Annotated in this window: 22 protein-coding genes and 1 tRNA gene; 9 read left to right on the top strand and 14 right to left on the bottom strand. The window is 57.6% G+C overall.

Annotated elements, in window-relative coordinates:
* Nucleotides 1-6: 6 nt before the first annotated feature.
* The 4 genes from HMPREF9451_RS08985 to HMPREF9451_RS08970 all read right to left on the bottom strand — a co-directional run bounded on the left by HMPREF9451_RS08985 (nucleotide 7) and on the right by HMPREF9451_RS08970 (nucleotide 4619).
* Nucleotides 7-1521, bottom strand: coding sequence for a YARHG domain-containing protein (locus HMPREF9451_RS08985; RefSeq protein ID WP_009139977.1), 1515 nt, complete (start codon nucleotides 1519-1521; stop codon nucleotides 7-9).
* Nucleotides 1522-1647: 126 nt separating this feature from the next.
* A complete protein-coding gene (locus HMPREF9451_RS08980; RefSeq protein WP_009139976.1) occupies nucleotides 1648-2499 on the bottom strand; it encodes an N-acetylmuramoyl-L-alanine amidase in 852 nt (283 codons plus the stop codon).
* A 24-nt stretch (nucleotides 2500-2523) separates the two neighbouring features.
* A complete protein-coding gene (locus HMPREF9451_RS08975) occupies nucleotides 2524-3642 on the bottom strand; it encodes a zinc-ribbon domain-containing protein (RefSeq protein WP_009139975.1) in 1119 nt (372 codons plus the stop codon).
* Between the two features lie 113 nt (nucleotides 3643-3755).
* Nucleotides 3756-4619, bottom strand: coding sequence for a TIGR02452 family protein (locus HMPREF9451_RS08970; protein ID WP_009139974.1), 864 nt, complete (start codon nucleotides 4617-4619; stop codon nucleotides 3756-3758).
* Between HMPREF9451_RS08970 and HMPREF9451_RS09560 the strand changes: the two genes are divergently transcribed.
* Together HMPREF9451_RS09560 and HMPREF9451_RS08960 are read left to right on the top strand one after the other, a co-directional pair.
* The gene (locus HMPREF9451_RS09560; protein WP_083851927.1) at nucleotides 4567-5676 is read left to right on the top strand and encodes an SOS response-associated peptidase family protein; all 1110 of its coding nucleotides are present in this window, start codon (nucleotides 4567-4569) and stop codon (nucleotides 5674-5676) included. The two genes, HMPREF9451_RS08970 and HMPREF9451_RS09560, sit on opposite strands and share 53 nt — an antisense overlap.
* A 151-nt stretch (nucleotides 5677-5827) precedes the next feature.
* Nucleotides 5828-6589 (top strand): IclR family transcriptional regulator, encoded by a 762-nt coding sequence (locus tag HMPREF9451_RS08960; RefSeq protein WP_009139972.1) that lies wholly within the window; start codon nucleotides 5828-5830, stop codon nucleotides 6587-6589.
* 115 nt (nucleotides 6590-6704) lie between these two features.
* On the opposite strand, the gene HMPREF9451_RS08955 is transcribed toward HMPREF9451_RS08960, so the two are convergent.
* Nucleotides 6705-8372: an FAD-dependent oxidoreductase gene (locus HMPREF9451_RS08955; RefSeq protein ID WP_009139971.1), complete on the bottom strand. Its 1668-nt coding sequence runs from the start codon at nucleotides 8370-8372 to the stop codon at nucleotides 6705-6707.
* Nucleotides 8373-8806: 434 nt separating this feature from the next.
* On the opposite strand from HMPREF9451_RS08955, the gene psiE reads away from it, so the two are divergent.
* Nucleotides 8807-9244 carry a phosphate-starvation-inducible protein PsiE gene (psiE, locus tag HMPREF9451_RS08950; protein ID WP_051001049.1) on the top strand — a complete coding sequence of 146 codons (438 nt, stop codon included), beginning with the start codon at nucleotides 8807-8809 and terminating at the stop codon, nucleotides 9242-9244.
* Nucleotides 9245-9649: 405 nt separating this feature from the next.
* Here the strand turns inward: psiE and HMPREF9451_RS08945 are convergent.
* The 5 genes from HMPREF9451_RS08945 to HMPREF9451_RS08925 all read right to left on the bottom strand — a co-directional run bounded on the left by HMPREF9451_RS08945 (nucleotide 9650) and on the right by HMPREF9451_RS08925 (nucleotide 13337).
* Nucleotides 9650-9726, bottom strand: a tRNA-Met gene (locus HMPREF9451_RS08945).
* Between the two features lie 156 nt (nucleotides 9727-9882).
* The gene (locus HMPREF9451_RS08940; protein ID WP_009139969.1) at nucleotides 9883-10305 is read right to left on the bottom strand and encodes a PaaI family thioesterase; all 423 of its coding nucleotides are present in this window, start codon (nucleotides 10303-10305) and stop codon (nucleotides 9883-9885) included.
* 207 nt (nucleotides 10306-10512) lie between these two features.
* Nucleotides 10513-11583 carry a class I SAM-dependent methyltransferase gene (locus tag HMPREF9451_RS08935; RefSeq protein ID WP_009139968.1) on the bottom strand — a complete coding sequence of 357 codons (1071 nt, stop codon included), beginning with the start codon at nucleotides 11581-11583 and terminating at the stop codon, nucleotides 10513-10515.
* A gap of 23 nt (nucleotides 11584-11606) precedes the next feature.
* Nucleotides 11607-12224, bottom strand: a complete 618-nt coding sequence (locus HMPREF9451_RS08930) for an NUDIX hydrolase (RefSeq protein WP_009139967.1) — start codon at nucleotides 12222-12224, stop codon at nucleotides 11607-11609.
* Nucleotides 12225-13337, bottom strand: a complete 1113-nt coding sequence (locus HMPREF9451_RS08925; RefSeq protein ID WP_009139966.1) for an aminotransferase class I/II-fold pyridoxal phosphate-dependent enzyme — start codon at nucleotides 13335-13337, stop codon at nucleotides 12225-12227. It abuts the gene before it with no gap.
* A gap of 295 nt (nucleotides 13338-13632) precedes the next feature.
* Between HMPREF9451_RS08925 and HMPREF9451_RS08920 the strand changes: the two genes are divergently transcribed.
* The 3 genes from HMPREF9451_RS08920 (at nucleotide 13633) to HMPREF9451_RS08910 (ending at nucleotide 16427) form a co-directional block, all read left to right on the top strand.
* Entirely contained in the window at nucleotides 13633-14913 is a 1281-nt protein-coding gene (locus HMPREF9451_RS08920) for an aminopeptidase (protein WP_009139965.1), read from the top strand.
* Nucleotides 14914-15159: 246 nt separating this feature from the next.
* Nucleotides 15160-15732 (top strand): CidA/LrgA family protein, encoded by a 573-nt coding sequence (locus tag HMPREF9451_RS08915; RefSeq protein WP_009139964.1) that lies wholly within the window; start codon nucleotides 15160-15162, stop codon nucleotides 15730-15732.
* On the top strand, nucleotides 15732-16427 hold the full coding sequence (locus HMPREF9451_RS08910; RefSeq protein ID WP_009139963.1) for an LrgB family protein: 696 nt from the start codon (nucleotides 15732-15734) through the stop codon (nucleotides 16425-16427). Before HMPREF9451_RS08915 ends, HMPREF9451_RS08910 begins: the two co-directional genes overlap by 1 nt.
* 124 nt (nucleotides 16428-16551) lie before the next feature.
* Here the strand turns inward: HMPREF9451_RS08910 and HMPREF9451_RS08905 are convergent, their stop codons facing one another.
* On the bottom strand, nucleotides 16552-17172 hold the full coding sequence (locus HMPREF9451_RS08905) for a flavodoxin family protein (protein WP_009139962.1): 621 nt from the start codon (nucleotides 17170-17172) through the stop codon (nucleotides 16552-16554).
* A gap of 89 nt (nucleotides 17173-17261) precedes the next feature.
* The gene (locus HMPREF9451_RS08900) at nucleotides 17262-17462 is read right to left on the bottom strand and encodes a hypothetical protein (RefSeq protein ID WP_009139961.1); all 201 of its coding nucleotides are present in this window, start codon (nucleotides 17460-17462) and stop codon (nucleotides 17262-17264) included.
* A gap of 409 nt (nucleotides 17463-17871) precedes the next feature.
* Here HMPREF9451_RS08900 and HMPREF9451_RS08895 point away from each other — a divergent pair, with 409 nt between their 5' ends.
* A complete protein-coding gene (locus tag HMPREF9451_RS08895) occupies nucleotides 17872-18657 on the top strand; it encodes an HAD family hydrolase (protein WP_083851920.1) in 786 nt (261 codons plus the stop codon).
* Nucleotides 18658-18921: 264 nt separating this feature from the next.
* On the opposite strand, the gene HMPREF9451_RS08890 is transcribed toward HMPREF9451_RS08895, so the two are convergent.
* Nucleotides 18922-20535, bottom strand: coding sequence for an FAD-binding protein (locus HMPREF9451_RS08890; RefSeq protein ID WP_009139959.1), 1614 nt, complete (start codon nucleotides 20533-20535; stop codon nucleotides 18922-18924).
* 280 nt (nucleotides 20536-20815) lie between these two features.
* Between HMPREF9451_RS08890 and HMPREF9451_RS08885 the strand changes: the two genes are divergently transcribed.
* Both HMPREF9451_RS08885 and HMPREF9451_RS08880 read left to right on the top strand, forming a co-directional pair.
* On the top strand, nucleotides 20816-22291 hold the full coding sequence (locus HMPREF9451_RS08885) for a response regulator transcription factor (RefSeq protein WP_009139958.1): 1476 nt from the start codon (nucleotides 20816-20818) through the stop codon (nucleotides 22289-22291).
* Between the two features lie 125 nt (nucleotides 22292-22416).
* The gene (locus HMPREF9451_RS08880; RefSeq protein ID WP_009139957.1) at nucleotides 22417-22668 is read left to right on the top strand and encodes a glycoside hydrolase family 3 N-terminal domain-containing protein; all 252 of its coding nucleotides are present in this window, start codon (nucleotides 22417-22419) and stop codon (nucleotides 22666-22668) included.
* Between the two features lie 521 nt (nucleotides 22669-23189).
* Here the strand turns inward: HMPREF9451_RS08880 and HMPREF9451_RS08870 are convergent.
* Nucleotides 23190-23942: a cyclase family protein gene (locus tag HMPREF9451_RS08870; RefSeq protein ID WP_009139956.1), complete on the bottom strand. Its 753-nt coding sequence runs from the start codon at nucleotides 23940-23942 to the stop codon at nucleotides 23190-23192.
* Nucleotides 23943-24102: the final 160 nt, after the last annotated feature.

The raw sequence follows: 24102 nt of genomic DNA, 5'->3' as shown, positions 1-24102 counted from the left end.
ATGCGACTAGTCGATATAAGGAGAATTGCGGTCTTGCTCTATCTTGGCCATGCGCTCGATATTGGCCTTCTCGTTTGCATTCAACATAGATTCGCTGAATTCCTCGGGCGTATAGCGAGGGTCATACCAACTCTTCGAGCCAAAATACTCCTGCAAGTCGCTGTTTTTGAAGATACGGCCGTGGCGCGCGAAAATCTCGTTACGAGAAAGGTAAAGCTCGTAATCCGACATTGCTTCAAGCTCGGCATTGGAATACGTCCTGGAGGAGCTGTCCGAGAGGACATAGCCGTCGGGGTCGGAAAGCGAACCCTCTCCGCTCTTCTTCGAAGCAGACGCGTTATCCGAAGCCTCCGCCACCTTGAAGCTCGCGAGAATGGCGATGACCTCCTGCTCGGTCTGCTTGTCAAGCTCTTCGCTAGTCATGCATGTGAAGCTAATCCAGGAACTGTAATCGAACGCCGGAAGCCCGGATCCCATATCCATATACGAGGGGTTTTTCAGCGCAGCATCGGGAATGACGGCATAGACCGTGCCGTTATCGACGCCGTCAACACGCAGCGTTGCGCGCACAACCCCGAAAGAGCCCAAGTCGCTATGGTCATTGGCCTGGACACATGACGGAACGAAAGACGAATCCGCCACGCGTTCAACGTCGACGAGCTCGGCAACGGCGCTACCGGAAGGATACGAGCCCCAATGCTGATACGAGACCTCGGCACCGTTGCGCACGTTCTCTACGCTTACATGCTCGCCCGAAGCCGCTACCGACTCGTCCACGACGGCCCACCCCGAACCGGGATACTGGAACGTGAACGCAGGGTACGTGATTTCGTTCACTTCCGAGAAACGCGTCGTGTAACTGTCCGTGAGATTGACAACCACAGGCTCGGAAGTTGCCTCTTCGTCCTTTTCTTCCTCAGCAGAACCTTCCGTCGATTCAGGCTGCTGGACCGCAGGGGCAGAATCCTGCGCAGAGCCTTCGTCGGAAGTGGGCGCCAACCCCGCCTTGCCGAAGACAAGCACGACAAGAACGATGACGACCGCCAGCAGCACGACCGCAATGCCGATGCCAATGAACAGGGGCTTCTTCGACACCGTGGACGCTTGCTGCCTGGACGCATCGGACATAGCAGGAGCCCCCTCGTTCGGGGCGAACGCGCTTTCGACGCTTTCGACGCCTTCGACGCCGTAGAGCGCTTCCGTTGCCTGAGCGGCAGCGTCCCTGTCGTCTTGGGCTTCGCGCGCCATATCGGACTCGACGTCGACCATCACCGTTTCATAACCGGAAGGCGTCGCAACGCCTTCGAATCCGACGACCGTTGCGGCGTCGACAGGTGCGACGACGCCTGCGGCATCCGAAGATGCAACGGCGCCAGCAGACGACTCCGAGGAGGCGTCCGCGCCTTTGCCCGCGACGGGATTGCCGCATTTCGTGCAGAAAGAAACCCCTTCTTCCAGCGGAGAACCGCATGCCGTGCAGTAGCCGTTCGTTCCTTGGGATGTTTTATCGTGCTGCTCCATGAATCCCCCTCGCAAATACCGACGCAACCAGGCGTCCTCTATAGTACCGAATCTCCTACGCGCCAGCCCTCAAGCGCCCAAGCGGACGCGCGGAAATTTTGATGCCGCACGGTGCGCCCCTATGTCCTAGGGAGCTTCGTGCGCCCGACATTCCTTATAGTTCGCGAAATACGAAGCGAACTCAGGAGACGTATCCGAATTGCCCGTTCTCCACGCTTTATGGTCAATTATCTCGCTTTTGAATCCGTAATAAGCGTCGATGTAGGCAATCAAAGCGTCAAGGGATTGCAATTGCTCTTCGGGATAATCCCCCTCGCCGCCTCTATGAACCATCTCTATGCCGATCGAATACGAGTTCATACCGTAGTCGGATGCCCAATCGCCGATAGGCGTCGTGCCAACCTTATCGTCTCGGCTTTCATCCTCCACGCCGAACGCCGCGTTATGGCCCGTATCCCCAAAGCCCGCATGGTGGGCAATTTCATCCAAAGAAACGCACTGGACGATAGAGCCGTCTTTGTTCACGATGAAATGCGCCGCGACACCGTTTCCGCTCGCATCCCACCAGGAGATGACGGACGCCGCGTCCGCTGATCCTTCGGTATCGTGCAAAACAATGTATTTCTGATACTCCGCAGGCTTAGGACCGTGCGAAAACGAACCCCGATAATCCTCCGACAAAGCAAGCGACGCACGCAGCTCTTCGGCGGAAGGGCGCGCCGCAGCGGCCTCTTCCAGAAACGAAGACCACTCGTCGAGCATCTTGAACAGAGCCGGAGAAGCCTGACGAAGGGCGCCCGCGAAAACCGACCTACCGCCTTCGTCGCCGTCGAAAGATGTACGCGCATCGCCGCCATACGCGTCCGAAACGCCGAAGGCCATGGCCCCAAAAAGAGAGCAGGCCGCAATCGCACGGCCCGCTCTTGGAAGAATTCGATGTGCAACGCCGCCTTGCTGTGCTGCATTCATGCGAATCATACGTTCATCCCGTTCTTCTATCGCCTACGAAAGCGATTCCTTGGAATCTTTCGCCTCTTCGGCCCACTCAGGCGCAAAGCGAGCAACCCACAGGCCGACAGCACGCATGGACCACACCTCGGCAAGGCCGTTGAAGAAGAAAAACAACGCACCGATCACAAAGAACATCACGCCGAGTGCTGAAATGATTCCGAGCACTGCGCCAACGGGGTCGTAGGAGAACATCGACATGGCGCCAAAACCGCTATAGCTCGAATAACCGTACGCCATGGAAGACCCCGCGAACGAAACTGCAGCCATGATAAGAAGAATCAGAACAAGGACCAGCACGAAAACGACATTGACGATGATGGCCGGTACGCACGCCGCAGCAAGCAGCGATCCGATGCGCTTCTTGTATGCACGGAAAATCTCCGACAGCTCGAACGCCTGACCCAAGGCCTTGTACACAGCCATGCGCATAACCGCCAGCGAATAGAAAGCGCCCGCAAACAGGTTGATAGCGAATACAAGAATGAACCCGATGAAGGGAATGAAGTTCAGGGCGAACATCCAAACGTTGGCTATATTGAGCAACGTGGTCAGCAGCGCCATGAACAGACCCGTCAAGAAGGTCTTCCGGTCGAACACGCCCTTGGGAAGCGGAGCGTTGCTGCCGCGTGCGGCTTGAGCGCCCCACTGCACGTTATAGCCCGACGCGTAGAATGAAAGGATGGGCACGCATTTCATGACCATAAGGAGCAGTACGCGCTTGATCCAGCCGGGCGACGAGATAATATCGTGAAAAGCAGCGCCCAGGCATCCCCGCTGAGTAGGCATGGGCGGCTGACCCTGATGAGGAGTCTGACTGTGGGCCGTGTAGCTTACGCCCGCCTCGGGACGGGCGTAGGGATTAGCGGAGTTTTGAGGCTGCGTCGGAGCATAGCCGACCGGAGCCTGAATCGGCTGGGCAGCAGGCTGAGGAACAGCGGGCTGCGAAACGGCAGGCTGATAAGCGGGAGCTGCCTCCTGGACCGGGCTGAAAGCCGATGTTTCAGACGACGAAACGGAGGCCTCGACCGCAGGCTCCTCGACCTTCGATCCGCACTTTCCGCAGTACGCCGAGCCCTGCGATAGTTCATTGCCGCATTTCTGACACTGCATGAAAACCTCCACTCTCTTTGCGCGGTTCACCTGTCATGCGACAATCGAAGCATGTCGCAGCCGACCGCGAGAACCGCGATCGCCGTCGGCTTTACCAGTATAAACTTTTACTTCTATGAACGAAATGTCACGCCTTCCGGAAGGTCGATGCCAGAGATATCGAAGGCGTCCTCATCTTCGATGCCTCCCTCCTGCACGACGGCAGGAGCCTCTTCCTCCTCCGGCTTGCCGAATGCGGCGTCGAAGGCATCGAAATGCACTCGCGGAACGGCAAACACCACGCGAGCGAGCGAACCCGGATGAGCATCGATCCATGCATTGAAAAGCTCGATCACCTGCGACGATGCGTATCCCAGATTTCCGCAGGCAAACGCGCCGCACACGAGCGTTTCGCATTCGTTTGCCACGGCAATGCGCAAAATGGTCTCGATGCGCGCCGCAAGAGCCGTATCGCACTCGCGCTCGGAGCGGTGGTTTTCGAGGGCGCGAACGCGCAACGGCTCGGAAATGGCCAGGACATCGGCCTTGCGCATGGTTCCGCCATGCTGGAACACCACTTCGGGGATGTACGCCGCACGATCGGTGCACAGCATGCCGCGTCGGTAATCACGATTCTTATCGTGGTACGTCTCTTTGAGGCCGCACAAAATCTGATACAGGTTGCTCTCGGAGCAAATAACCTGCTCGGGACCGAATGCGCCATCTTCGTATGCACCGCCAGGGCGCGTGAAGGCGGCCGGATCCACGATGAGGGTCTTGCCCGTCGCGTATCGATACGCGGCCTCAGGGACGAAAGCCTTGGTCACCACGGTTTCGGTAGACTCGAAAGCCGGCTCGCGGATGGAAAGCTCGCGACCCTCCCCTTCTTCATAGACGATCGTTGCCGCAACGGCCGCCTGCGTCTCCGCTGCAAACGCACCTTTCATGAGGGCTTCGTGCTTCGAAGCCTGGATTTTACGCTCTTCGCGATCAGCCATGACGCCTCCTGGTACCATCTCTCCTGCATTACGATCCAACGCGCACAGCGCAGGTCTTCGCAGCCCGTCACTCGCCGCATCGTTCGTATGCAATTCGCTTTATAACGAATCCATGATATCGAAGCCGCGAAGGCGGGCAATCGTCTTCGGAGAAAAAGCGGCGGGTAGTCCGAAAAGACGCGGCCTGACAGCGGCCTGCCAGCGCGGGCGAAGCGATACGTGGCGCAATGCAAGGGTAAACAGGACGGGAGGCCAAGCCATGTGCAAAAGGTTCACAATGCTGACCTGGGACGAAACTATGTCCGTTGTTCGCAGCCTCGAAGCGCATGCGCCCCTGAATCCTGTGCCCGACTGGCCTGCGCGACGCATAGACGCATTCCCCGATGCGGAAGTCAGCGTCATTGTCGGCGGCGGATGCGCACAGAGCTGCCGCGCCTGCCCATTTCCTTGCGGCAGCGGCCCCCGTCATTCGGACCAAGGCCCCCACGCGGCCAACGGCAACCTGCAGCCGCCTTTGTGCGGCACGCTCAACGTACGGCCCCTGCGTTGGGGCTATCCGATGCCCTCCGACGGAAAGCTCGTCTTCAACACGCGCCTAGAACGCGCGCCCTTTTCAGCCCTTTGGAGCGACTCGTTTGAAAAACGACGCTGCATTGTTCCCGTTATGGCATTCTACGAATCCTCGAGCAGCGAATACGCCCTGAACCCTACAGGCCGAAAAGTGAAGCAGACGTATCGATTCGGATGCGGCAAGCCTGCCGGCGAAAGCAGCGAAGAAAACCTCGAGGCAGCAGCCACAGAGCACGAATCTTCCGTAGAGACTCGCCCCCTTCTTCTGGGAGGGATTTGGCAAGACGACCGATTCTCCATTGCGACGACCGAGCCGAACGAAGCCGTGCGCCCAGTTCACGACCGTATGCCACTCGCACTTTCCATGCAGGGGGCTCTTGCTTGGCTTGCAGGAGACGCGGCTGCCGAACAGCTTGCCTCGTCGGACATGAAAAGCACGGCTCTTTACCCCGCGGTCCCCGAGCAGGAGCAACTCACGCTGTTTTAACGGACATTGCAGGCGCCTCGTGAGAATTCGAACGCATCGCGCAACATAAGCCCGACGCCGCCTCGCGGCATACGTCACGGCGCTGCATCCCAAAGAAACATATCTCCGCTAAACTAGAGCTCATGACGTCCATGCAACGGGGAGGGTAACCATGGAAGGTCAAAACGTGCAGGCGCTCGAACGCGCCTTCGATGTGCTCGAAACGCTATCGGAAACCCATGGCGGCATAGGGCTTTCGACGCTCGCCCAGAAGACGGGCCTCAGCAAATCCACCGCACATCGCATCCTCAAGACAATGCTCGAGCGCGGCTATGCCGAAAAGACCCTGGACGGCTCCTATAAACTGGGGTCGCACCTATTCGAGCTGATGAGCAATCATATCGATTCGCTGGAGCTGCAAGTTGAAGCCCAGCCGTACATGGCCGCCCTCGAACGGGCGCTGCATCTGCCCGCTTACCTTGGCGTACTAGACGGACCGTACGTAAGCATAATAGGCAAAGAGGCAACCCACAAAGCCGACGAAGATTTCACGCGTGTGGGCAAGCGCTACCCCGCCCACTGCTCGTCCATGGGCAAGTGCCTGCTTGCCTGCCTTTCTGCCGAAGAGCTGGAAGAGGCGCTCTGCGATTTCGGGTTCGAAGCGCACACGGCCAACACCATCACCCGCAGGCGCGATTTCGTGACGCATCTGCGGCAGGTCAGACGGCGCGGATGGGCGATGGACCACGAAGAATCCGAGCTGAATCATCGCTGCGTTGCCGCGCCCATTTTCGATTTCAGCGGCAAGGCAATCGCGTCGATAGGCGTAAGCGGCTCCAATGACGACCTACCCGATGGTCGCATCGACGAAGTGGCACAGTATGTAGTACGTGCTGCTCAGCGCACATCGAAATGCATGGGATACGTGGAATAAAACACGAGGCGCCGAAAACGGAAAAGAGATTCGCCCGGCTGGGGAGGGGAGCAGCCGGGCGAACTTTTGAACGGGGCGTTTTTCACATCGTCATTGCGGGAAGCCCCTCTTGGCCCTATGCCGTAGTGGCCGCGCTCTTGCCGGCGATGCGACCCCAGTTGAGGGCGCCCTGCAGGCAGGTGCCAGAGCCGGGATAGTAGGGTCCGATCCAGCCTGCGGTATCAACGCCTGCGCCGAACAGATGCGGGATGGGGTCGCCGTTGGTATCAAGCACAGCGGCGTCGGTGTCGATAAGCAAACCGCCGATGGATCCGATGTTGGTGTTCTGGGTCTTCCAGGCGAAATACGGCGCTTCGTCCAGCGCGGTCAGTTGCTTCACACGCCCGTATGCGGCGTCTTCGCCTGCTGCGCATGCGGCGTTCCAGGCTTCCACCGTGGCCTTAAGACTGGATGCGGGCATATCCAAAGCCGCGGCAAGATCGTCGAGCGTATCGGCCTGCACCATGCTTCCGTCTTTGAGCGCCGCCTCGCGGGCTTCCTGGCCGCCCGATGCGTTGTCAGACCACAGACACTTGGCGTCGGCAGAAAGCATCTTGTTGTCCATCAGCATGTACGTGCAACCGTCCATGCCGCCCTGAGCCATGGCGGCGTTGAACATCGCGCGGCAATGGAACGCATACGTAGTATCTTCACGCACGAAGCGATTGCCGCGTTGGTCGATCAGGATGTAGGGGATTTCGGGGTTCTGGTTGTTGGTATAGCTCCAAGTTTGCAAGATGAGGTCGACGCAACCGTGGAATGCGGTGTCGGCACCATGTGCCATGCCGATGCGAATACCGTCGCCCGTGTCGGTTTCGCACGTGGCAACCGCCTGGGTCTTGAGGTCCCAATACTGCTGCTGATCGTACTTGAAGGCCATGTCCTCATTGTGATCGATGGAACCCATGGCAAACACTACGCCCTTGTTCGCCTTGTAATTCTTGCCATCGGCAGTCGCCACGCCCACCACGGTGCCGAATTCATCCTGATAGATGTCGGTCACTTCGGTGTCGGTCATGATTTCGCCGCCCTTGTCCTGAACGGCCGCCGCTGCGTTGGTGGTCCACACCACGCCGCCGGTCTTCGTCTCGTCGGACGCGTCGGTGATTAGATGAATACGATCACGCATGTATTCGTCTTTCATGTACGGCGTGGGGTAGCAGCCGAACACGTTGGAGAAGGTGATGTTGAAGTTGTCGGCCATCCACTGCAGATTTTCGGGCGCGTTTTCGGCCATGCACTGCACCAGCTCTTCTTTGACCAGGCCTTCGCTGTCGGTCATCCAGAAGTTCTTGTGCAGTTCCGAGGTATCGTCGTCAACGCCGGCGATGTCTTTCTGCCACTGGGTTCCGGACGCCTGAATGGCGCCTTCGGCAAGGGCGGTGGTGCCGCCAATTGCACCAGCCTTCTCAAGCACGACGACAGAGGATGCGCCGTTTTCCAGTGCGGAGTACGCCGCGGTCAGACCGCTTCCGCCACCACCGCATACGATCACGTCGTATTCGCCGTCCCAAGAAGAAGGTACGGCAGCCCCGCCAGCCGAAGAGGACGAAGAAGGCTCTCCGGAGCTCTTAGGCGAGCAGCCAGCCAGCCCTGCGGCAGCCACGCCCGCAAGGCCCATTGCCGCTGCGGCCACAAAGTTACGACGCGACAAACCCTGAGGCTTCATGGGATCATTCTGAGCCGATGCGCCGTTGGCGCCTTGAGCCATATTCATAGAACGATTGTCCAAACCCTGCTTCATGGCACTCCCCTAACCTTGAGCATCTGCACCGATCGGCGCGCGTCGCCCGGCATATACCTGCTCGAACGCATCCGTTGCGCCCGTAGGCGACGCCGCCCGGTCAGTCACCCGCCTCCTTGCGGGCCTTTTATGATTAGGAGTATAGAAACCACGAAAAACGCACTCAACAGTTCCAATCCGTCCTGCGAACCGTCTGTTTCGTATCGTGGAACAAACGACGATCGTCCAGACGGGAAAGACGAATGAGAGAACAGGCGCTCTCGATCCTTAATTGCTATTGTTGTAGTAGCAATTATAGCTATCGGCGGGGGTTTATGGTAGGCTTCGAATACATGAAGCGCCAAGGATACGCTCCCATGCCCGAACGTCCCAAAGACGCCGAACGACCGCCTACCACCCGATTGACCTGCGGAGTCACCGCGAAGGATGAAGACATGGAAGACAATGCAGCAAAGCCCGCAAGCCTGCTCAAACGGCTTACGGATCCCAACTTTATTTCGAGGCTCATGCAGCTGTTCCTGTCGGGCGTGCTGTTTGTTCTGGGAGGCATCCTTTCGGTACTGCTTTTGGTAAGCACCTGGAACCTTATCATGCTTGTATTCGTCTCCCACGAAATGAGCGGCTCGGAGATTCTTGGATCGATCGTGACCTGGTTCCTCTACTTCGAGTTCCTGGCGTTGATAACCAAGTACTACCAGTCGGGTCTTCATTTCCCGCTGCGCTACTTCATCTATATCGGCATCACCGCCATCATCAGACTGATCATCCTCTACCATGACGACCCGGTGCACACGCTCATCTTCTCCGTCTCTATCCTCGTCCTCGTGGTGGCGCTTTATCTCGCAAACACGAAGCTGCTCAAGCGCGAGTAGCCTTCCGACGAAAGCCCGCCACGAAAACGCGGAACGCCGCCCGTTAGCTCTATGGAGCCGCCGTCGCATCTCCCTGGGACGCTTCGTCTTCCGGCGCCTCCTGCTGGGATTCTTCGGCAACGGGAGCATCCACAACGGGTTCGGAAGCCTTCGACATAAGCAAAAACACGCATACGCACCGCTCGAACCTTACTAGAACCTACTCGAACCTGAGGGATCGAGTAGGTTTTGCTCGTTTGCTTCGGTGCCGATTCGGCCGCTTGGTCAACAGTGGTCATCTGTGCCTGCCAGAGGACAAATATGTTTGCCCCCACTCAGCCCATTCGGCTCCGCAGGGTTTGAGAAGCCTATGCAAAAAAAGAAAACGCAGGCCAGAATTTCAATGTTCTGACCTGCGATAACATTTGGTCGCGGGGGCCGGATTTGAACCGACGGCCTCCGGGTTATGAGCCCGGCGAGCTACCAGACTGCTCCACCCCGCAATATGTAATGCCCTGTAAGGCGAAAAGTCATATTACGCGCACCGTTAAGGTTTTGCAAGCATTCAACCCGCTAACGGCATGCTTATCACTGTTTCTTCACAAATGAATATCCTACGCACGCACGACGTCGAACCGCCTTCGGCAACCATGTACGCGCTATTCGTCGTCTTTCAAGGGGCCAAGCAGAAACATGTTGTGCGTAGACTGGAAAAGCATCTTGCCTGTTGCAGCCTCGCGCGTAGTAACGCGAATGACCGCCGTAGAGCGTCCCTTATGAAGGGGTTCAGTCTCCACATCCACCTTGCAGCACGGCACCGCCTTGAAGAAATTGACCGTCGCGCTGTTGCATACATTGTTCACACCGAACGAATACGTGGCAAACCCGCAGCCGATTTCACCAATGAAGTATCCCGTTCCGCCGTGAATGCCGCCGCGATAATTGCCCAGGCTCGCAGGGATATCCATGGTGAAATGAACATAGCCCGGCTCTTTGACCTCAAGAATCTCGATGTTATCCCTAAACTCCGCGAGAGGAGGGATGTTGCATTTCATCTTCTCGATAAGCGCCGCGTCAACCATGGCAACCTCCTAGAATATAGGCGAGCACTGACTCGTTCATTGTCCGCCCATAAAGAACATGCCGCCATGGGCAAACCTTGAAGCTTGTCCATGGCGGCATTGCGCGAACGTGCGAGTTACCTCGCCTATAGCGATGTCGCATGAACGCGCGGGCTTCTCGGCGCCGCGCGCTGCATTGCCCGCAGCAACAGCGCAAACGCAGAGCCCTTACGCGCGCTCCACCAGATAGCAGCAGTGGATTTTCGGATTGCGCTCGAAATCGTACGGAATGGTCTTCTTCGTTATATCCGTGAGCTTTACGCCCTGAGCCTCAAGCGCCTCCATATCTGGCTTGAAGTTGCGCAGATTGCAACTGAACACCGCAACGCCGCCCGGGGCAAGCAGCCTTACCACGTGAGAAAGAAGCTTCACGTGATCGCGCTGCACGCTCCAGGTGTTTTTACCCATGGCCTTCGAATTAGAAAACGTGGGCGGATCAACGAAAATCAAATCAAAACGCTCGTCGCCCTTCACCGCGCGAACCATCCACTGCAGCACGTCCGCTCGTTCGAAACGATGCTCGGGGCCGTCGCAGCCGTTGAGAGCCATGTTGCGGCGCGCCCAATTCAGATACGTCTGCGACAAGTCCACCGTCAACGTTGACGCCGCGCCGCCCACGGCAGCATGCACCGTGCACGTGCCCGTATATGAAAACAGGTTCAGAAAACGCTTGCCGTCGGCCATCTCCCCCACCATTTCGCGCGTTACGCGGTGGTCGAGGAAGATGCCCGTGTCGAGATAGCTCCCCATATCCACTTCGAAGATATTGCCCGTCTCCTGCGTGAACATGAGGTAGCCCTCTTTTTGCTGGTCGACATACTGACCGCCGCCCTTTTCGCGACGACGCGTTTTCGCGAACACGCGACCCGACGGAATGCCCGTCACCGCAGACGCGATAGCAACTGCGTCCTCGAAGCGCGCCTCTGCCTTCGCCTGATCGATGGTTTTCGGCGCCTGATATTCGGCCACAATCAGGCAGCTCTGCCCCTCGCTTTTCCAAACGCCGTCGTAGCGGTCAATCGCCACGGCGAAATCGGGCAGGTCGGCATCGTAGATGCGATAGCACGAGATATCGTTTTTGCGCGCCCATTTCCGACGATCTTTCGCCACCTTCTTAAATCGTGCGGCAAACTGGTCCGAACCCTTGTCGCGCACGGGAACGGAAATCTCCGCACCCGTTTCTAAATTGGCCACCTTAATGGTTCCTACGTACTCTTGTGCAAAATGAAGCGGTGTCATGCAATTCCTTACAGAAGGGTTGTTTATACGAACAGAGGATTCGCAATCATTTCCAATACAAGCTGGCATCGAATGGAAAGCGGGTCGGTATTCTCCCGCAAAAACCGCTCAACCTCCGCGCGGGGCAGCTCGAACGACTCGATGAACTCCGTCGACTCAGCCCTCGGCTCGCATACACGCTCCACCTCGGCAAACACCATGGCGATGCTTTCGTCCCCCATCCCAAGCGACGAGTAGCCGGGCTGGAGGCACGTACGAGCGTTCGCCGGAGAGCCGTCTTCGTTGCGCACCAAGTCATAGCCAGTTTCCTCGCGAAGTTCGCGCGCCGCGCATTCGATCACGTCTTCGTTAGCCTCTTTCAAGCCGGCAGGAAACGCCACGCACATGCGATTCATAGGAAAACGAAATTCGCGAATGAGCAGAAAAGCATCGTCTGCCGTATGCCCTACGATGCACACGGCATCCGTTGAGGACCTCGCCGCAGCTTTATCGCGAATCTCCGCTCCGTACTGCTCGAGCCCTTTGCGGGAAACAACCTCGTAGTTCAGCCCTCGACCGTCGGGAAGGTCGTAGGTAAGAACGTATTTCTTCAGCCAGCCGTCGCTCACCTGCTCGACGCCCTTCAAAACAGGCAGGTCCATCTACAACACCTCCAGCTCGCGACCGACGCGCACGAAGGCATCGACCGCGCAATCAAGGTCTTCTTTCGTATGCGCAGCAGAAAGAATGCAACGAATTCGAGCCTTGCCGCGCGCAACCAAGGGATACTGGATGGCCTGGGCATAGACCCCTTCTTCATAGAGCGCATCGCTCATGCGAACAGCAAGAGCCTCATCTCCAATCATAACGGGAACCACGGGTGTTGTGGAAATACCCGTGTCAAATCCGGCGGCGCTCATCTTTTCGGCAAAATATGCACGGTTTTCCCAAAGGCGAACAACGCGGGAGTCGTCGGACGATATCATCCGCAACGCCTCTGCCGCCGCTGCCGCCAAAGACGGGGCCAAAGGCGATGCCGTCAAAATGAATGAACGGGCACCGACGCGCACGCGGTCGATAAGCTCCTGGCTGCCGGCAACGAAGCCGCCCATGACGCCGAAAGCCTTCCCGAGCGAGCCCGTTTCTACCTGCACACGCCCCTCGAGCCCGAAATGGGCCACCGTGCCGCGTCCCATAGGCCCCATGACGCCGTCACCGTGCGCGTCGTCGACGAGAAACGTAGCGCCATGGCGCTCGCACACATCCGCGATCGCGTCGAGGGGAGCCACATCGCCATCCATGCTGAACACAGCATCGGTCATGACCAGTTTATTCTCAGCCTCACATTCGACAAGCTTCTGCTCAAGGTCGGCAACATCGCAGTGCTTGTACACCGTGGTATGCACACGAGAAAGACGGCATCCGTCAATGAGGCTGCCGTGGTTGAGCTCGTCCGAGAAAATTTCGTCGCCCTTGCCAACGAGCACGGGAATCACGCCGACGTTTGCCGCATAGCCGGACGAAAACACCAACGCCGCTTCGGTGCCCTTGAAATCCGCAAGTTCGCGCTCAAGCTGCCCATGCACGGGAAAATCGCCCACGATATTGCGGCTTGCGCACGGTCCCACGCCATACTGGTCGAGTGCGGATTTCGCGGCAGCTACCAGCTCGGGAGCATCAGCCAGACCGAGATAATTGTTCGATGCAAGGTTGACGACGCTTTTGCCGGCAAGCACTACGCGACCCCCCTGCGGCGTTTCTGTTGTTCTAAACATGCCCACATCCCTTCTCGCGGGCGGCTTCTTCGCGAAAGCACACCGCCAAAAGCGCCGCACCGAGTCGTTACACGGCCCGCTCGCGAAGACCGCCGTTGAACCCTCTCTTTCTGGACCCATTGTACTCGCAGAGAGGAAGGCGGGGTCAGCCAACAGAAAGACGAAAAGCGAAAGATGCGCGAAACTTGTGCGCTACGCACAACCCGCACGGCGAAGGCGTACACTCATGCCGAACATAGCCCGTTCAACCGAACGCACCCACGCGGCACCGTCCGCCCCGAAAGAGAGGACCCGCATGACAAACCTCGCCATAAGCCCAACGAACAAAAGCAACGAAGAGTTCGACGCGAAACTGCGCGCCTACGCCCGCCTCATCGTCGAAGCCGGATGCGCGCTCAAGCCCGGACAAGACCTCTTCGTGCGCGCCCACATTGAGAGCGCACCCCTTGTTCGCCTGGTCACGCAAGAGGCATACGCTATGGGCGCACACCACGTCACAGTCCGCTTCTCCGACGAAGCAATCGAGCGCATGCACTTCGACAACTGCCCCATGGACGTCTTCGAGAATGTCCCAGGCTGGCTTGCAGAGCTCAACAACAGCATGGCTCGCAACGGAGCCGCCGTGCTCACCATCGATTCCGACGATCCCGAAGCCATGTCCGGCATCGACCCGCGCAAGCTGATCGCCCGCGCCCAGGCAAGCCACAAGGCGTGCAAGGAGTTTTACGACGCGCTCGATTTCGGCCGCTGCGTGTGGTGCATCGTCGGCGGCGCATCCCCCGCATGGGCCCGCAAGGTGTTCCCCGACCTACCCGAAGACGAAGCGGTCGAGCGCCTGTGGGAAGCCATCTTCACCACCGTCCGCCTGAAAAGCGCCAATGCCGATGAGGCTGTCGCGGCCTGGCGCGCACACCGCGACAGCTTCGCCGAACGCTGCGCCTGGCTGAACAGCCAGCGCTTCGACGCATTGCACTACACCAACGCTCACGGCACCGACCTCACCGTGGGTCTGACGAGAAAGCACTTGTTCAACGGAGGAGGCGATACCACCGTGGACGGCGTGCAGTTCTTCCCGAACATGCCCACCGAAGAAATTTTCTCCACCCCCGACCGCATGCGTGCAGAAGGCACCGTGGTCTCCGCCATGCCGCTTGCCCACAACGGCAGCCTGATCGACAATTTCAGCCTCACATTCAAAGACGGCCGCGTGGTTGATCTGCATGCAGAAACAGGCGAAGACGTTCTGCGCTCCATCGTGGAGACCGACGAGAACTCCTGCCGCCTGGGTGAAGTAGCTCTCGTCCCCTTCGACAGCCCCATTCGCAATTCCGGCGTGCTTTTCTACAGCACGCTCTTCGACGAAAACGCCAGCTGCCATCTTGCGCTCGGCCAGGGTTTCCCCGACTGCTACGAAGGAGGCCTGCAGATGAGCGCCGAGGAGCTGCTTGAGGGAGGCGTCAACAAAAGCGCCACGCACGTCGATTTCATGATCGGCACCGAAGACCTGAATATCGACGGCATCAAAGCAGACGGACAGCGCGTGCCTGTTTTCCGCAACGGTAATTGGGCCTTCTAAGCGAATCCGAGCAGACTCCGCACAGCGCGCGTATTACTCGCTTGTAAAAACATGCGCCGTCCGTAAAGAGAAACATGAAGACTTATCCATAATTCAACGCCCCGGAAGCGGCGGGTGTACTATGAGGCACCTACCGCTTCCGCATAACGCCGCTTCGCACGTGCCGCATTCCGGGCCTTCGCAACGAGTCGTTTCAACGGAAACGGGATATGTCGCAAACAAGAGGAAGTCGCACGGAAAACAGCCATGTCGAATACTCAATGCTCCGTCGAAACAGCAAAAGTCGATGAGCTTTCAAACGAAGAAAAAGAAACGGCGAACGCAGCTGCGGAATCGAGCGAAAAGCGTACCCGCCACACTGCAGGACCCCGCAGAAACCGCGCCCGCCACGCCGCAGAAACCGCAGGAAAGTTCGTTATCCAGCTCGCCTTCCTCATTGGCGTCTGCTACATCGGCAATGCCATAGCAGCAGCCATTCCCCTTGGCATACCCGGCAACATCGTGAGCATGGTGCTGCTGCTCGGACTGCTTATAACGGGAATGCTGCAGGCTACAAAGATTGACCTCGTCTCCAGCTTCTTGCTGAAATACATGCCCGTCTTTTTCATCCCCGCAGGCGTAAGCGTTATGGGATGCTTCCCCATGATCGCCGACCATCTGCCCCAATTCGCACTCGTCGTCCTTCTCACCACCATTCTTGTGTTTCTCGTCACCTCGCTCACCGTAACGGCGGTCATCAAGATACAGGCCAAAATCGCCGAGAAAAAAGGGCTTGAATTCGACACTTCCGTACCGCTTTCGAACGAAGGAGCGAACTAATGGACGCACACAGCGTTTTGGTAACGATCCTGAGCCTCGCTCTTTCTATAGGGGCTTTTGCCGGGTCTGTATGGCTGAACAAGAAAGTGAAGTCATCCCTCCTCAATCCGCTGCTCGTATCGGTAGCGGTCATCATCTCCGTATTGGTCCTGCTGCAGATTCCCCTTGAGACCTACGAGCAAGGAGCGGAGGCTATTTCCGCCATGCTCGGCCCCGCGACCGCCGTGCTTGCCTATTCCATCTACCAGCAACGACGCGTGCTGAAAAGCCACTTCCTGCCCGTACTGCTCGGATGCCTTGCCGGATCGGTCACGTCCATGGTCAGCGCCTACGCGCTGTGCCAGCTGCTGGGACTGGGCAACCAAGTGGCCCTTTCCACCTTGCCGAAGTCGACCACTGCCCCCATAGCGCTCTCCATTACGGGCGAGCTCGGCGGTACTGCATCCATCACCATGGCGGCTGTCATCACCACAGGCGTGCTCGGCGCAATTCTTTCGCCCACGCTAGCAAAGCTGTTCCGCATCCGCAGCAAAATTGCGCAAGGCGTGGCCATCGGCACCTGCAGCCACGCCATAGGAACGACGAAAGCGCTCGAAATGGGAGAGCTCGAAGGAGCCATGAGCGGCGTTGCCATTGCCGTATCGGGGCTTTTAACCTGTTTCATCGTCATAGGGGCGCAGGCGTTTTTCGGCTAAGCGCCCGCAAACGCAAGGCGCCCGCAAAACCTGCAGACGCCTTGCAAGACAACTCGCCCTCTCTCAAGAAAGAAGACGAGCCTTCATCAAGCGAAGAGCGGAGATTCATCTCGCGCTAAGATAGCTATCGAATGAAATTCGTGCGAATGACGGGTTCGCGCGGCGGCATCTCGATTCCGGCGTTCTTACCCGCTTCGATGCACTTCATAATCCACGCCATATTGCGGCCGAGCGTACGCATGGTCTGCATGCCCTCTTCGTCGTGCATGACCTCCTCGGGCGTGTTTCCATGAACTTGATTCCAATACTGAGAGCCAACAACCACCATGTTCGAAATGGTGAAATACTTATTGAGCTGGTCGAAGGTTGCCGTTGCGCCCCCTCGGCGACAACTGGCAATAGCAGCAGCGGGCTTGCCAGCGAACAGATCGCCCCTGCCATAGAACGCACGATCCATAAACGACGTGAGCGCGCCCGACGCGCTGGCAAAATGCACCGGCGACCCGAAAACGAACGCGTCGTAGCGCGAAGCGTCGTCGAGGAATTGGTTCACCGCGTCATCAATAAAGCAGCGACCCGACTTGAGACACTTCCCGCAACCGAGACACCCGGAGATAGCGCCCGTTCCAATCCACATGATGTCGGCGTCGATGCCTTGCTCCTGCAAACCGGCCTCGACCGCGCCAAGCGCCGTATACGTGCAGCCGCGACGATGCGGGCTTCCGTTGATAAGCAATGCCTTCATGAGGACCCCCTTTTTGGTTCAAGCTATCGCATCCCCATGATACCGCGCCTGAACCCCAAGCTGCCCCGTCGTTGCCAGGATGTATCGCATTACCCGGAATGGCTCTTTCGAACGCACAGCCCTGCAACAAAAAGAGCGAGCAAGAACGCACCTGCTATGCCCATGGCAAGCACCCCCGCCTGCTCGCCGAAGATGCATCCTATCAGTGCGCTTGCCAGAACGGAAACCACCAGATAGAACGAGGCCACCGCATAGACAACAAGCACTAACGATCCATCATGCTGTTCCATTCCTGCCTCTTTCCGTATCGGTGATCATGACGGCCGACAAAACAATGGAACGAACTGCGGAGGGGCCAGGCAGCGAGCGCCGCCCGCCACACCCGTACGTAGCCGTCGTCGCGAGCGGCAGCCGCATTGACGCATTGACGACTTCGTCAGCAAACTCAGGGCAGTATAGGCAGAGCCCCCTTGACGATGCCGCCGCTTTCGTTTGTTTTGCCGATTGGTTGATCAGCCAAGACGGACTCTTCACATGGTTTCGCCCGAAAAGCCGCCCGCGGCGCAAAATCGTCCGCACAGCGCAATGCCGCTCCTTACCGCCGGGTTTTTCCTCCAGGCACATGCCGTTGCAACCTATACACTGTCACGACAAATCGTTTACAAGGAGAAACGGTCAAACGAGAACAAGGGACGCACTATGAACGATTGCACCGAAAGCTACGAAGAGAGCCGTACTTTTAACCCCGAAAGCAACGAAAAGGAGCGCACCGCCGCCAGAAGACGAGAGCACAACGGGTTCCCCCTCGCTTCATTCGCCCATGCAGATATCCGACCCAGCGCTCCCGACATGGTCGAGGGCGTGATTTTCGACCTTGACGGCACGCTTCTCGACTCTATGCCTTGGTGGGAGAACCTTGGCGAAAACTACCTGATTTCGCGCGGGAAGACGCCCGCGCACGACATACGCCACCACTTCAAGAGACTCACGCTTGAAGGCTCCGCCCGATACATGAAAGAAGAGTACGGCCTCGAAGAGTCTATCGCGGAGATTTCTGCCGGGATTTTGGCCGGAATCGAACACGCCTATCGTGACTCCATCCCCTTGAAGCCCGGAGTTATCGAGATGCTCGAAGCATTCTCTCGGTCGGGGGTACGCATGTGCGTGGCAACAGCCACGGAGCATCATTGCGCCCAGGCTGCGCTGGAAAGACTTGAGGTCCTGCATTATTTCTCAGCTGTTTTCACTTGCAGCGAAGTGGGGGCGAGCAAAACCGAACCGCTTATCTTCGACATATCGCTTGCGCATTTGGAAACACCATGTGAAACAACATTCGTCATGGAAGATTCGCTCCATGCCATAGAAACGGCACGCAGGGCCGGCTTTCCGACCATCGCCGTGCACGAAGCAGCATCGGCAAGCGACGAAGCGGCAATCAGGCGCATTGCAGATGTGTATCTGGATTCGTTCGGACTGAAGGCGTAGCACCTCTCCCTCAACATGCAAAAGCCCCGAACCGTCCGCCTTGCTTCTCTCAAAGCGAAAGACAGACGACTCGGGGCCAAGAGCTTGCCGCACGCGAAGGGGAGGGAACGCGCGGCAATACATCGTGAAAAGTCGGCAAGGAGAGGTGGTGCTTCAAAGAACGGAAGCACCGAAATGCCCTACTGCGTTAAGGCGCCATGCACCGCCATGGACGAATTGCTTCATCACATTGCCGTACGAAGGCACCCGCAACGGCATCATCGGCTACTTCGCAGCCAGAGCGCGGCCAACCACGTAGCCCTGCGTATGGCAGCGACCAAGCGAAAGACCGGGAAGATCCATCGGGTAGTCGGGGCTTCCGAAGAAGTTGCCCGCGCAATTGCCAATGGCGTAAAGGCCTTCAATCGGATTGCCCTCGGCATCGAGAACGTTCATTTCCTCGTTCACGTTCACGCCATGCACGATTGCAGAAAGACGAATGTGACGATGGATGCCGTAGAAGGGTGCCTGCTTGATAGGCTTGAGCCATTTCGCCTCTTTGCCCATGTCGGAATCTACGCCGGCATCGACAAGCTCGTTATAGCGCTTCACCGTCTCGGCGAAAGCAGCTACATCGGTAAGGCCGAGCTTTTCGCCAAGTTCCTCAATGGTGTCCGCCTTAAACGTCGCAATGAGGTCTTCGTACACGCCCGTCTTCTCGCCCTCTTCTTCAGGCATGTAGGCCTTCAGAGCTTCGGGGTCATAGAGCTTGCCGGGCCAGTCGGCGCAGTCGGTCATGTAGTTGCTATCGAAGACCTGCGTGTAGTAGCCCTCGTCTTGCGGGCCGGTAAGGAAGTTGCCCATATAGGCCATTGCAGAACGAGATTCGTTGCAGAAGCGCGTGCCGTCGTTTTTCACGCAGAGGAATGGCATGTCAGCCATGGAGCCAGGGCCCGCGTCGAAGTCGTGCTGGACCTTAGAGCCGCATACCGGCTCCATGCGAGCGCCCGCCCACACCATCATCTTCTGACCGTCACCCGTCTTGTTGTTCTGCTTACGAGCAATATTGGCCATATCGGGATTGTAGTAGGCCATCATTTCGTCGTCATTGGTGTAATCGCCCGTGGCAATTACGACGCCCTTGGAACCGTTGAACTGAACGTGGCCATTATCGGTATCGCAAATCACGCCGATAACCTTGCCGGAGTCATCTTTGACAAGCTGTTCGGCACGAGAGGAGTAGAAAATCTCCAAGCCGTCTTTGCCGCCGAAATAATCGCACAAGTCCTGCATTCCCGTGCCTGTGTTATACGGCTTCGGGCCGTAATCGAAGGCGAAATAGGTGATAGGCTGGCCGTCAATCGTACTGATAGAGGAAGTCCACTTCGCCGTTGTGTCAACAATCTGGCATCCCGCCTCAGTGGATTTGTCCCACAGCCATTTCAAAGCCTCGCCGGAATTGTTCGCCCACAGGTTTACCTGATCGCGATGGGAGCGCCAAGCGCACTGTTCGGTCACCCACGAAACAACCGCAGCGCGACCTGCCTCGTCGGTCTGGTCCGCAACCAGAGAGTCGCAGGTATTGCCCTGAGAGATAGCCTTGCTCTCCTTTTGGACAAGAGCGACCTTGGCTCCGCTTTCGGCCGCGGCAAGAGCGCACGGAACGCCCGCAGCACCGGCACCCACGACCACGATGTCGAATTCTTTGGTTTCAGCAATATCGGTAATAGCCTCAGGCTGCTGGAAGAAGCTCGGAAGGCCGTCGCTCGACGCGCCGCCTTCGGCCGATCCGTTTTTGCCCGCCGAAGAAGGCGCGCAACCTGCAAGCATGCCGGCGCCCGCGGCGCCCATTGCGGCAACGCCGCCGAACTTGAACAAATCACGACGAGTAAGTTCCATGATTCCTCTTTTCTTTTTCCCTCCTGTGGTTTCGACGCTTTGACCAAAAGTCCTGGCCGCGTCGAACTGAGGAGAACTCTACTCGGCAATTTGAGAGATTCCATCGACCTCCGCACGTAAACAGTGGTCTATTTCTTATAACCCCTTTCTATAACCCCCTGTTTACCAGGAGTTTCGCTAAGATTGCAGTTTCCGACGAAAGCCCGCTTTCGCTACAATACCCCTGTAGAAAACCCCCGCAAGATTCGTCCGGAAAGAAATTTCGCCCTCGGAGACCCTTATGCAGCCTTCTGATTCGCACGAAACCGCCCAGGAAAACGTCGGACGACCGACGCTTCTCTTTGGCTTCATCCCCCTAGTTCCCCTGGCCTTTCTAGGTCTTGGAATCTACCGCGCCTGGATAGAGATCGCTTTCGTCGGATCGTTTACGGGCTTGCCGGCGCATGCGCAAAACATCTTCGGAGGAAGCCTTGGCGTACGCGACCTTTTCGACGGAAGCATGGTGGCCGCCTCTTTTGCCTGTGCACTTTTCGCAAAGCAAATCGGTCCGTTTTTTGACAAAAAGCCGATTTACGCCATAAGCTCCTTGCTTCTGGTTCTGTCCACCGTACTTGTTTTCTCAACGCGGTTCTTCCCTGAATCTTCCTTATTCCTAGGGTCGTTTGCCGCCGTAGCAGGCGGCGTAGGAATAGCCTTTCTTATCCTGCTTTGGAGCGAACTGTACGGATGCCTCAACCCGCTGCGCGTTGCAACGTATTATTCGCTTTCCATTGTCGTAGGAGCGATTGTCATATACATATGGCATGGATTCATGTTTCCCTGGCTTTTCGTAATGACCGCCTTGCTGCCGCTCGTCTCCATTCTTTGCGTATACGAAAGTTTCCGTCAGCTGCCTTCGGAGGAGCGGCCGCAAAATACAAAAGCTCGTCTTTCCATCCCCTGGAAAGCAATTATCTTGATGTCTATCTACGCTTTTGCTTACGGGCTTCTGGAAAACACCACGTATTCGGGCTACTTCGGCCCCCATTCGGCGCCGGGCACGCTTGCTGCCGGAGCGGTTGTATTCTTCGCCGTTGCCGCGCAGGGCAGACATTTCGACTTCGGCATGATTTACAGGCTAGCACTCCCCTTTACCGTTGCCGCCTTGTTGCTCATTCCCGCTTTCAACATCCTAAGCGAGCCAGTCAGCAGCTTCTGCGTCTCAGCGGGCTACACTGCGCAGTCCATACTCGTCATGGTCATCATCGCAAACCTATGCTATCGCTATGGAGCATCTGCCATTCTGCTTTTCGGAATCGAGCGCGGCGTGCGGCAAATTTCCATGATTGCAGGGCGCGCAGTAAACGACCAGGCGCACCTTCTCGGAAACAACGGAGAAGTGTTCTTAGCCGCATTGACCGTCGTTGCGGTAATGGCGGCAACTTTGATTATCATGTCGGAGCGCGAGCTTTCAAGCAGCTGGGGCATCACGGTGGATAAAACAAACCCTGGTGAGACATCGCCCATCGCACGCAAGCACGAACTCTCCTCGCGCGTTGCCGACGTTTCACGCGAACATAAACTGTCCGCCCGCGAAGAAGAGGTTCTTCTCCTGCTTGCGCAGCATAAAACTGTCGGCAGCATTGAGCGCGAGCTTTTTATTGCGAACGGCACCGCAAAAGCTCACGTCCGCCATATCTATCAAAAACTCGATATTCATACGAGACAGGAATTGTTCGATATGCTCGGCGTCGTTGACAACGAAAGGGTTCGGTAGAAAGTCACACCCGAAGAAGCGGCCGACACCGCAAGTGCCATTGCAGCCTACCTGGCCGACCTGGGCTTCAACGTAGATTTCGCGCCCGACGCCGACGCACCCTTCGTCATGGCCGGGCATCTGACGTGCGAAACAGCCACGGGAAGCCCGCTGCCGGCATCTTTGAACCAGGTTATTTCCGCGATGTGCTTCGTTCTCAGCTGGGATACCAAGGCATCGTCATTACCGATTCGTTGAGCATGGCGGCGGCCACCGAGGCGACTTCGCCCGATTGCGTAGGCGTTGACCTGCTGAACGCCGGTGGCGACATGATTCTCATGCCCCTCGATTTCACCGCCGCTTACCAGGGGATATTCGATGCTGCAGCATCAGGCTAAATTCCCGAAGCGCGCTTGACGAATCCGTCAAGCGCGTGCTGACCGCCAAGCTCATGCATCTGGACTAGCCGGCCAACGGGGAATGGCAGCGGTCGTGCAAGACCGGGAGGAAACCCCGTTTGTCCGAGAGAGCGTTCAAAAGCCTGCACACGAGAGACGAGGCGCGCACGCCCCCGGTTTTACCCGAGACAGAGTCAAACCATACTGTTTCGTCGTTTTGCGCAGCGAGATTGGCAGTTTCGACGAAATAGTATGGATGAAAGGCCGCGACGACGGACCGCTCAAAATCGGCAAGCTTTTGACCTGGGATTTCTCATGGATGGATGTCGGAGCCGAAATCGAAAGCGCACCCGAGCCATGCTATCTCGTCAAAAGTGACAAAAAACATGGCAAGAAACGACGAGATAGCATGGATTCGTGCCGAAAGCGGACGAGGGGGCGAATCGGGCGTCGCAGCGGACGAGTGCGAAGGGCGAGTCGGGCGTCAAGGGCGAGCGAGCCCGCCCTCTAATGGGGGCGCGCTATTCTTCGCACACGGCCCACACGCGGGCGGGCAGGCCAGACGCGCCTTCGATACGAGGCCACGCCACAAAGACGATCGCGCCCGCAGGAGGAACCTTGTCCAGATTGGCCATGATTTCCACCTGAAGATGGCACGTGTCCAGCACGTAACGCTCAACCGCCAAATCGTCGGCCTCGACGGCCAAATACGACGCGTCGGTATCAAACGTCTCATGGCCGTTCATCGCAACGCCGCGCTCCTCGAACAGGAACTTCAGCGTCTCGATAGACCATCCCGGGCAATGCTCGCCGCCCTCTTCGTCGAAATTGCACAGCGCATCATAGCTAGGCCAGCGCTTGTACCAGTCGGTGCGCAAGGCGACAAACGCCCCTTCGGGAATGCGGCCGTGCTCTTCTTCGTACGCGAGAACATCATCGACCGTCACCGCGTAATCGGGGGTTTCGGCCACCTTGCCCGAGATGTCGATGACGCACAGCGGATACACGCTCTGTTCCACGCCAAACTCTTCCGCAGCAGGACGACCAGGCACGAAATGCATGGGAAAATCAACGTGCGTGCCCAATTGACCAGGGAATTTGTACGTATGGATGCGGCACGAGAGCATTTCTTCATCGTAGTCGAACACGGTCTTGCACAGCTCAACCGACCCGTCGGGAATGCCGCCCCAATACGGGCTTTCGTTGGTCAGCGGATGGGTCAAATCAACCCATCGACAGCGCTTCAATTTCTCAAGATCGCCCCACAAGCTCATGACGGTCTCCCTTTCGTCCGGTCGAATGCCTTTTGGCCACTGCCCTCCATTGTGCCGCATTAAAGGCAACTGCGCGCGCAGAAGACGAGACTTGTGCCACTACGTTACATCGGCGGCGCTTTTCCGAAGAGAAACGCCTCGAGAAGGAAGCGTCAAGCCA

This window comes from Slackia piriformis YIT 12062, assembly GCF_000296445.1.
In the GTDB taxonomy this organism is placed as follows: domain Bacteria; phylum Actinomycetota; class Coriobacteriia; order Coriobacteriales; family Eggerthellaceae; genus Slackia; species Slackia piriformis.
The sequence above is the reverse complement of the archived record's forward strand: the minus strand, read 5'-3'. Positions and strand labels throughout refer to the sequence as shown.

Bases quoted from the DNA above. Each gene is read 5' to 3' on its own strand.
- HMPREF9451_RS08925 (WP_009139966.1), bottom strand. From the start codon at position 13,337: ATGTTTAGAACAACAGAAACGCCGCAGGGGGGTCGCGTAGTGCTTGCC.
- HMPREF9451_RS08955 (WP_009139971.1), bottom strand. From the start codon at position 8,372: ATGAAGCAGGGTTTGGACAATCGTTCTATGAATATGGCTCAAGGCGCC.
- HMPREF9451_RS08935 (WP_009139968.1), bottom strand. From the start codon at position 11,583: ATGACACCGCTTCATTTTGCACAAGAGTACGTAGGAACCATTAAGGTG.
- HMPREF9451_RS08985 (WP_009139977.1), bottom strand. From the start codon at position 1,521: ATGGAGCAGCACGATAAAACATCCCAAGGAACGAACGGCTACTGCACG.
- psiE (WP_051001049.1), top strand. From the start codon at position 8,807: ATGGAAGACAATGCAGCAAAGCCCGCAAGCCTGCTCAAACGGCTTACG.
- HMPREF9451_RS08980 (WP_009139976.1), bottom strand. From the start codon at position 2,499: ATGATTCGCATGAATGCAGCACAGCAAGGCGGCGTTGCACATCGAATT.
- HMPREF9451_RS08910 (WP_009139963.1), top strand. From the start codon at position 15,732: ATGGACGCACACAGCGTTTTGGTAACGATCCTGAGCCTCGCTCTTTCT.
- HMPREF9451_RS08900 (WP_009139961.1), bottom strand. From the start codon at position 17,462: ATGGAACAGCATGATGGATCGTTAGTGCTTGTTGTCTATGCGGTGGCC.
- HMPREF9451_RS09560 (WP_083851927.1), top strand. From the start codon at position 4,567: ATGAGGGCTTCGTGCTTCGAAGCCTGGATTTTACGCTCTTCGCGATCA.
- HMPREF9451_RS08975 (WP_009139975.1), bottom strand. From the start codon at position 3,642: ATGCAGTGTCAGAAATGCGGCAATGAACTATCGCAGGGCTCGGCGTAC.
- HMPREF9451_RS08930 (WP_009139967.1), bottom strand. From the start codon at position 12,224: ATGGACCTGCCTGTTTTGAAGGGCGTCGAGCAGGTGAGCGACGGCTGG.
- HMPREF9451_RS08905 (WP_009139962.1), bottom strand. From the start codon at position 17,172: ATGAAGGCATTGCTTATCAACGGAAGCCCGCATCGTCGCGGCTGCACG.
- HMPREF9451_RS08885 (WP_009139958.1), top strand. From the start codon at position 20,816: ATGCAGCCTTCTGATTCGCACGAAACCGCCCAGGAAAACGTCGGACGA.
- HMPREF9451_RS08920 (WP_009139965.1), top strand. From the start codon at position 13,633: ATGACAAACCTCGCCATAAGCCCAACGAACAAAAGCAACGAAGAGTTC.
- HMPREF9451_RS08870 (WP_009139956.1), bottom strand. From the start codon at position 23,942: ATGAGCTTGTGGGGCGATCTTGAGAAATTGAAGCGCTGTCGATGGGTT.
- HMPREF9451_RS08890 (WP_009139959.1), bottom strand. From the start codon at position 20,535: ATGGAACTTACTCGTCGTGATTTGTTCAAGTTCGGCGGCGTTGCCGCA.
- HMPREF9451_RS08970 (WP_009139974.1), bottom strand. From the start codon at position 4,619: ATGGCTGATCGCGAAGAGCGTAAAATCCAGGCTTCGAAGCACGAAGCC.
- HMPREF9451_RS08940 (WP_009139969.1), bottom strand. From the start codon at position 10,305: ATGGTTGACGCGGCGCTTATCGAGAAGATGAAATGCAACATCCCTCCT.
- HMPREF9451_RS08960 (WP_009139972.1), top strand. From the start codon at position 5,828: ATGGAAGGTCAAAACGTGCAGGCGCTCGAACGCGCCTTCGATGTGCTC.
- HMPREF9451_RS08895 (WP_083851920.1), top strand. From the start codon at position 17,872: ATGAACGATTGCACCGAAAGCTACGAAGAGAGCCGTACTTTTAACCCC.
- HMPREF9451_RS08915 (WP_009139964.1), top strand. From the start codon at position 15,160: ATGTCGAATACTCAATGCTCCGTCGAAACAGCAAAAGTCGATGAGCTT.